Raw genomic sequence first — 6,091 nt, 5'->3', positions numbered from 1 at the left:
GTTGGGTTACTCTGCGATCAGCCGCGCAGGGCGCGTCTACGTTCCTCAAACGCCAGGTGCTACAACTCTTGGGACCCCCGCAACGCACTGGCTCCCCAACCTACGCTAGTTTTAGTTTTTAGCCTTAACTGAACCGTATTGAGTCAGAGGTGACACCGCTCATTCAAGATTTTTCGTCATTCCACAAATGTAGAGACGCGATAAATCGCGTCTACAAACCAATTTGTAGGTGAACGAGGGATGTAACCCCCATTCGCCAGTTGTATTTTTAAAATAGTCGGGGTTCTATAACCCCTGTGAGTACTTGATTTTGACCTTTAACTATTTGCTTGTTGTGAAAACTTCTCTATTGTTTGAGCTATGGCGTGAGCATCTTTGCCAAAATAAGTTTCCCTCTCGCCATTATTCCAAATAATTAGGCAGCTAAATTGTAATGACATGTTGAAATGAGCTTTGCGAAATTGAATTTGGCGAGCAAAAGCTAAATTTAACCAACCTTTTGTTAATGTTTGACAAGGAATAACTTGTGTCATAGTTGCTACAATGGAAATATCCTAAACGACAGTTGTCCTAAACGACGGTTGTCCTAAACAGTTTTGGATATAGAGAGGCGCTTTCAGTTGTTCAGGCCGGGAGCGCTTTCTCTATACTTTCTATAGTAGAACATCGTATGGCATTTGTCAATAATCGTACGATGATTTATATTAAAAATAAATTGACGATATCATAGGTGGACACAGTGAAAATCAGACGCTACACAGACGTTGAGGTCGAAGGACTAGGAGCAAAAATTAGACAAGCAAGAAAAGCTGATGGACGTTCAGTCGAAGTTTTAGCCGGAGAAGCTCAAATGAGCCGAGCTTACTGGCATGATATAGAAGCGGAAAGAGTACGGGATGCTTTACCAGAAGACACCCTGAGAAAAATAGAGCGAGTGCTTAACGTTGATTTAGGCGTAAAATTCGGCGAGTAGAGGGGGACAAGGGAAGGGGGACAAGGGAGAGAATAAATACCAATGGTCAATGACCATTGACCATTGACCATTGACTATTAACTATTAGACATAGGCGTGAAAATGAATGTAGAGACGTAGCAGTGCTACGTCTCTACAAGGTTTCTGGATAACGCATATTTAATTTCTGGAGATGTCTATTGTTACTTAACGGAGAGGCAGGGATTTGAACCCTGGAATAGTTTGACCTATTTACGCATTTCGAGTGCGCCGCATTCAACCGCTCTGCCACCTCTCCAAAAGAGATTTATACTTATTTATAGCGAAACTATAGCTACGCCTTAGTCATTATAGCATCATATCATCATAATTTCAATTTGAAAAATTTCGCATGAATAAGATTATCAGTATTTTGACTGAGAGCATAATTGCTTTTGCCGCTACTAATATTGACGATATCCTCATTTTATTGCTGTTTTTTTCCGAGATAAATACTTATTTTCGGCGTCGGCATATTTTTGTTGGTCAATATCTTGGTTTTACTCTTATTATTATTGCTAGTTTGCCAGGTTTTTTTGGTGGTTTAGTAGTACCACGAGCGTGGATAGGTTTATTGGGAATACTACCGATTGCAATTGGGATTAAACAATTATTCAGTCAAGAAACAGAAAAAGTAGAGATCCAAGCAGTGACTAGTGATTTTACATCATCTAGAAATACTAACTCTCTGTTATCTTTTTTTTCTAGTCTGATCAGTCCTCAAACCTATAAAGTTGCAGCAATCACGTTTGCTAATGGCGGTGATAATATTGGTATCTATATTCCATTGTTTGCTGGTATTAACTTTAATAGTTTACTAATTACTCTGGCAGTATTTTTTATTATGGTTGGCGTTTGGTGTGTCGTAGCTTATCTATTAGCTCGGCAAGTAACAATAGCCTCTCTTTTAAGTCGCTATGGTGGTGCTATTGTGCCTTTTGTACTAATTGCTTTAGGTTTTTATATAATGTATGAAAGAGGTACGTTTAGCTTATTAATACCAATTCTTCGTAAAGCTGCATAGAATTTTACCCCTCCCCAACCCTCCCCGCGTGCGGGGAGGGTGCGCGTAGCGCGGGTGGGGTTCTTCTGTACCTCACAGGACTTACGCAAGATGTGAGCGAAAACCTTATTCTTGGGTAGCGGTAATTCATGAATTACCGCAAATGCGCGTTATGTTTTGCGTAAGTCCTGCCTCATTAAGATGAAATCTGCTGTAAGTAATCAAGCGAACCTGATATTAAGAATTAATTGAAACCAATTCTTCTAATTCTTCTAGTTCTTCTAGTTCTTCTAGTTCCGGTTCAACTACCATTAAATGTTGCTCTAAGATTGCCAAATTACGAATATTGGATTTATAAAAAGCATCAAATAAATCACCCACTAAAGGCACTGTACCAACGACTGCTTCTAAACCAACATTAAAAATCATTTTGGTTAGGTCTTGGCGTGGTATACCAAAGCGAGTAGCTAAATATATAATATAAGCCGAAAATGCTGTACTGATTAAATCGCCAGCACCAGGAACTAGACCAATAATGGGGTCTAATCCAATGCGAAAACCGATCAAAGGAATACGTATAGATGTATCCATCAGTTGGCTAAGTTTACGGATGCGGTTGAGAGTAGCAAGGCGTTTAGCAGCGTCCATAATTTACTAAATATTTACACTACTCTTAGATTGCACCAGTTTTACTCTAATCGTCTTGTATCGCAAGAAGGAGGGAACAGGGAACAGTGGAGCGAGGAGTGTGGGGAGTGTGGGAAGACAACGCCAGAAAAATAGCTCCCTTGTCTCCCTTGTCTCCCTTCCCGTGTCCCCCTTCCCTTGTCTCCTCTAGAACTATCTATAATCCTGTCGCTGAATTTGGCGTAGACGGGCAGCATCACGCATGTTATATTCAGGGCGACAAAAACGATTTAATTGTGCTTCAAAAAATTCCCGATTTGCTTGTAAATGTTTGGGATTGGGATCATCTAATGGATATAAAAGTGCAGTTCGTAAAGCTTGAATGACCGCAGAGGTAACATTGTACATTGATCTTTGGAAAGTAATTCCCAACTGAATCAACATATCATCTTCACCCCGACAATAATTTTTGTAATAATCTAGAAGATATTGGGGCAAGAAATGCAACATATCTTGCATTAAAAGTGTGGGTGGAATGCCCGCAGTTCCTACAGGAAAGACATCGGCGTATAAAATACCGTAGTGGAAATCTTCTTGCTTTTCAGGGACTTGTCTGGCTTGAGCATTGTAAGATTTTGTACCTCTGAAAGGAGCAGTACGATAAAAAACTGCTTCTACATAGGGTAATGCTGCCTCATAAAGCCAGGTAAAACCCTTAGATTTGGGGATAATTTCGTAACATTCACCCCTGATATAAACATGGTGGTAAATGGGACGTCCGGCGATCGCAAAAATTCCATTGACCAAAAAATTCATCGCATCGGGGACACCTTTAAATCCGCCTTCGTCGTAGATGTCCGACATTTCAAAGAATACTGGTGCCATGACTTCCCAGAATAAGCCCAGGTTTGCATAATAAGACATCTGGCGGCACTGTTCCAAAAACATATCTGGAAACAGTTTATAGAGTCCCAACATTAAGGGATTACCTTGGAAGTATGCCTTAATTGCGCGATCGGCATTGGCTTTATATTCTTCACTATCGAGATAAGCATCAAATTGATTTACTGGCGCATACATTTTCCGGTGCCAAAGCATTGCGCGCATACAAGCTTCGGCAAATTCCATATTGACGCGATCGTGGAACAAATGATGAAGTAATTTTGGCATTTTGAAGGTTTCACCCTTTTCCATAAATGCCAAAAGTTCCGGGTGGGCTGTTGCTTCACCCCGCCAAATTCGCAAATCTGCGTCATCACCAGCATAATGATTATGGCGCTCTAAATACTCCTGAGAAATAAAGTATTTAAAAAAGGGAAAAGGATCTAAAAATACCTGTTCAGCAATATAAAGTAAATCACGCCAGTAGAAATCCATCGGCACTGCATAGGCTTTATAAATGCCGATAATTTGCATGAGGTTTTCTGGCGTATCTGGTAACATTGAACCGCCAGCTTCTAAACGATGAATTACTTCGGCAAATTCATGAGTAGAAGGCGGTAATTTAGTCGCTGGTTTTTCTGGAGTTTGTACCATATTAAGTTCCTTTTTTTATGGATACCATCCCAAGCATCCCAAACTAGGAAAGGAGAAATTAGAAAACGAAGCAATACTAGTCCACTCGGAATTAATGTGAAGTTCATAAGAAAGGATGAAAAAGATTTTACATTTTAATACTTCATCCTTTATGCTTCATCTTTATTTAAGGGCTATTTGTGGGGTGACAACTTTTTCGATGGGCGGAATCACTGCAACCATTGCTGTTGTGGTTGGTTCAGCCCAACGCACCAACCAAGTGGGTTGTACTCCTAAGAATAAGATCAAGGCTGATAGAATCAAGGCTGGCATTTTTTCGTGCCACTGAACTTGCGGATAGTAGGCGAGGTTGTTGTCGAGTTTACCAAAACAGGTACGGTTGAGGAGGATGACAAAGTAAACGGCTGTTAAACCTGTGGCAACTACACATAGTAGGGTAGAGATGGGGAAGACAGAGAAACTGCCTTGGAAAACGATAAATTCAGCGATAAATCCTGTCATCCCAGGAATACCCGCGCTAGCCATACCGCCTAAAACTAGTAAGGCGCTGATCAGGGGTAAACCACGTATGGGACTCATTAAGCCATTGAGTTGATCTAACTCGCGGGTTCCCACCTTAGCTTCTACAACTCCGACTAGGTGGAAGAGAATGGCAAGAATTATACCATGGCTAACCATTTGGGCAACACCACCAACAAGGGCAAGGGGTGTACTAGCAGCAGCAGCAAGGAGAATGTAACCCATGTGACCGATGGAACTGTATGCTACCATGCGCTTGATGTCTTTTTGAGCGATCGCTGTTACTGCTCCATACATCGCACTGACTGCGCCCCAAATTGCCAAAGTTGGTGCGATCGTACTCCAAGCATCGGGAAATAACGCCATTCCAAACCGCAATATTCCGTAGGTTCCTAATTTTGCCAACACACCACCAAGCAGAATGGCGATCGGTGCGGAAGCTTCAACATAAGCATCTGGTAGCCAAGTATGGAAGGGAATTAAGGGAATTTTAATCCCAAAACCGAGTATGATTCCGGCTAAGAGAACGATTTGCATCGTTGCAGATAAAGTCTGAGTCGAAATGGCATCGTAATTAAAGCTAGTGGAGCCAGTCAGCCAGACAATACCCAAGAAGGTAGCCAGAATTAATCCACCGGAAACAGCTGTGTAAATCAGAAACTTAATCCCAGCATATGCCCTTCTTTGCCCACCCCAAATGCTAATTAGTAGATAAAAGGGTATTAATTCTAATTCGTAGAATAGGAAGAATAGCAGTAAATTATCTGCTAAAAATGCACCTGCTACTCCACCACTCACTAACAAAATTAGAGAGTAAAAAAGTCGGGGACGTTCTGTGTGCTGACTACTGCTATAAATTGCAATCCAAGTGAGCAAGCTATTTAAAACCAGGAGTAAGATAGAAAGTCCATCTACTCCAATCTGATAGCTTAAACCAAGAGTTTCAATCCAGGGGAGATACTCTTGTAACTGCATCCCCGTATTGTTGATATCAAATTTGAATAAGAGGAAAAGATTCCACAACAGTACTGTTCCAGAAGCAAATAATGCTCCTAAACGCACACGATTAGCAGAAATACTTCCAGGGAATAAGGCGATGATGGCAGCCGCAAAAATCGGCAGCCAAATTAAAACACTGAGCATAATTTGGGATAGTAAATAGATGTTTTCAAACTTTGATGCCAATCTAATGATTTCGAGCAGGTAAAAGCTTCTTTTCTATAAGATCAATCCAGTTAAGAATAAATGTAGGTTGGGTTGAGTGCAAGCGAAACCCAACAAAGCCTTGATAATGTTGGGTTACTCTGCGAGAAGCCGCGCAGGGCGCGTCTACGTTCCTCAAACGCCAGGTGCTATAACGGGGGGGACCCCCGCAACGCACTGGCTCCCCAACCTACGCTAGTTTTAGTTTTTAG

At 41.4% G+C, this 6,091-nt stretch carries 6 protein-coding genes and 1 tRNA gene; 2 read left to right on the top strand and 5 right to left on the bottom strand.

Annotated elements, in window-relative coordinates:
• Window positions 1-317: 317 nt before the first annotated feature.
• Complete coding sequence (locus tag ACE1AT_RS15480; protein WP_374869803.1) at window positions 318-533, bottom strand: hypothetical protein; 216 nt, start codon at window positions 531-533, stop codon at window positions 318-320.
• Window positions 534-739: 206 nt separating this feature from the next.
• Here ACE1AT_RS15480 and ACE1AT_RS15475 point away from each other — a divergent pair, with 206 nt between their 5' ends.
• Entirely contained in the window at window positions 740-973 is a 234-nt protein-coding gene (locus ACE1AT_RS15475) for a helix-turn-helix domain-containing protein (protein ID WP_374869801.1), read from the top strand.
• A 190-nt stretch (window positions 974-1,163) separates the two neighbouring features.
• On the opposite strand, the gene ACE1AT_RS15470 is transcribed toward ACE1AT_RS15475, so the two are convergent.
• Window positions 1,164-1,250, bottom strand: a tRNA-Ser gene (locus ACE1AT_RS15470).
• A gap of 93 nt (window positions 1,251-1,343) precedes the next feature.
• On the opposite strand from ACE1AT_RS15470, the gene ACE1AT_RS15465 reads away from it, so the two are divergent.
• Entirely contained in the window at window positions 1,344-2,015 is a 672-nt protein-coding gene (locus tag ACE1AT_RS15465) for a cadmium resistance transporter (protein ID WP_374869799.1), read from the top strand.
• Between the two features lie 216 nt (window positions 2,016-2,231).
• On the opposite strand, the gene ACE1AT_RS15460 is transcribed toward ACE1AT_RS15465, so the two are convergent.
• The 3 genes from ACE1AT_RS15460 to ACE1AT_RS15450 form a co-directional block, all read right to left on the bottom strand.
• Entirely contained in the window at window positions 2,232-2,642 is a 411-nt protein-coding gene (locus ACE1AT_RS15460; RefSeq protein ID WP_374869797.1) for a DUF4112 domain-containing protein, read from the bottom strand.
• A gap of 192 nt (window positions 2,643-2,834) precedes the next feature.
• A complete protein-coding gene (locus tag ACE1AT_RS15455; protein WP_374869795.1) occupies window positions 2,835-4,157 on the bottom strand; it encodes a CO2 hydration protein in 1,323 nt (440 codons plus the stop codon).
• Between the two features lie 162 nt (window positions 4,158-4,319).
• The gene (locus ACE1AT_RS15450) at window positions 4,320-5,819 is read right to left on the bottom strand and encodes an NADH-quinone oxidoreductase subunit M (protein WP_374869793.1); all 1,500 of its coding nucleotides are present in this window, start codon (window positions 5,817-5,819) and stop codon (window positions 4,320-4,322) included.
• Between the last annotated feature and the right edge of the window lie 272 nt (window positions 5,820-6,091).

Origin of the sequence: Pelatocladus sp. BLCC-F211, from assembly GCF_041928655.1 — a bacterium.
In the GTDB taxonomy this organism is placed as follows: domain Bacteria; phylum Cyanobacteriota; class Cyanobacteriia; order Cyanobacteriales; family Nostocaceae; genus Pelatocladus.
The sequence above is the reverse complement of the archived record's forward strand: the minus strand, read 5'-3'. Positions and strand labels throughout refer to the sequence as shown.

What these genes read in the sequence shown, in the direction of transcription:
- ACE1AT_RS15480 (WP_374869803.1), bottom strand. Translation starts at nt 533, where the DNA reads ATGACACAAGTTATTCCTTGTCAAACATTAACAAAAGGTTGGTTAAAT.
- ACE1AT_RS15465 (WP_374869799.1), top strand. Translation starts at nt 1,344, where the DNA reads ATGAATAAGATTATCAGTATTTTGACTGAGAGCATAATTGCTTTTGCC.
- ACE1AT_RS15460 (WP_374869797.1), bottom strand. Translation starts at nt 2,642, where the DNA reads ATGGACGCTGCTAAACGCCTTGCTACTCTCAACCGCATCCGTAAACTT.
- ACE1AT_RS15455 (WP_374869795.1), bottom strand. Translation starts at nt 4,157, where the DNA reads ATGGTACAAACTCCAGAAAAACCAGCGACTAAATTACCGCCTTCTACT.
- ACE1AT_RS15450 (WP_374869793.1), bottom strand. Translation starts at nt 5,819, where the DNA reads ATGCTCAGTGTTTTAATTTGGCTGCCGATTTTTGCGGCTGCCATCATC.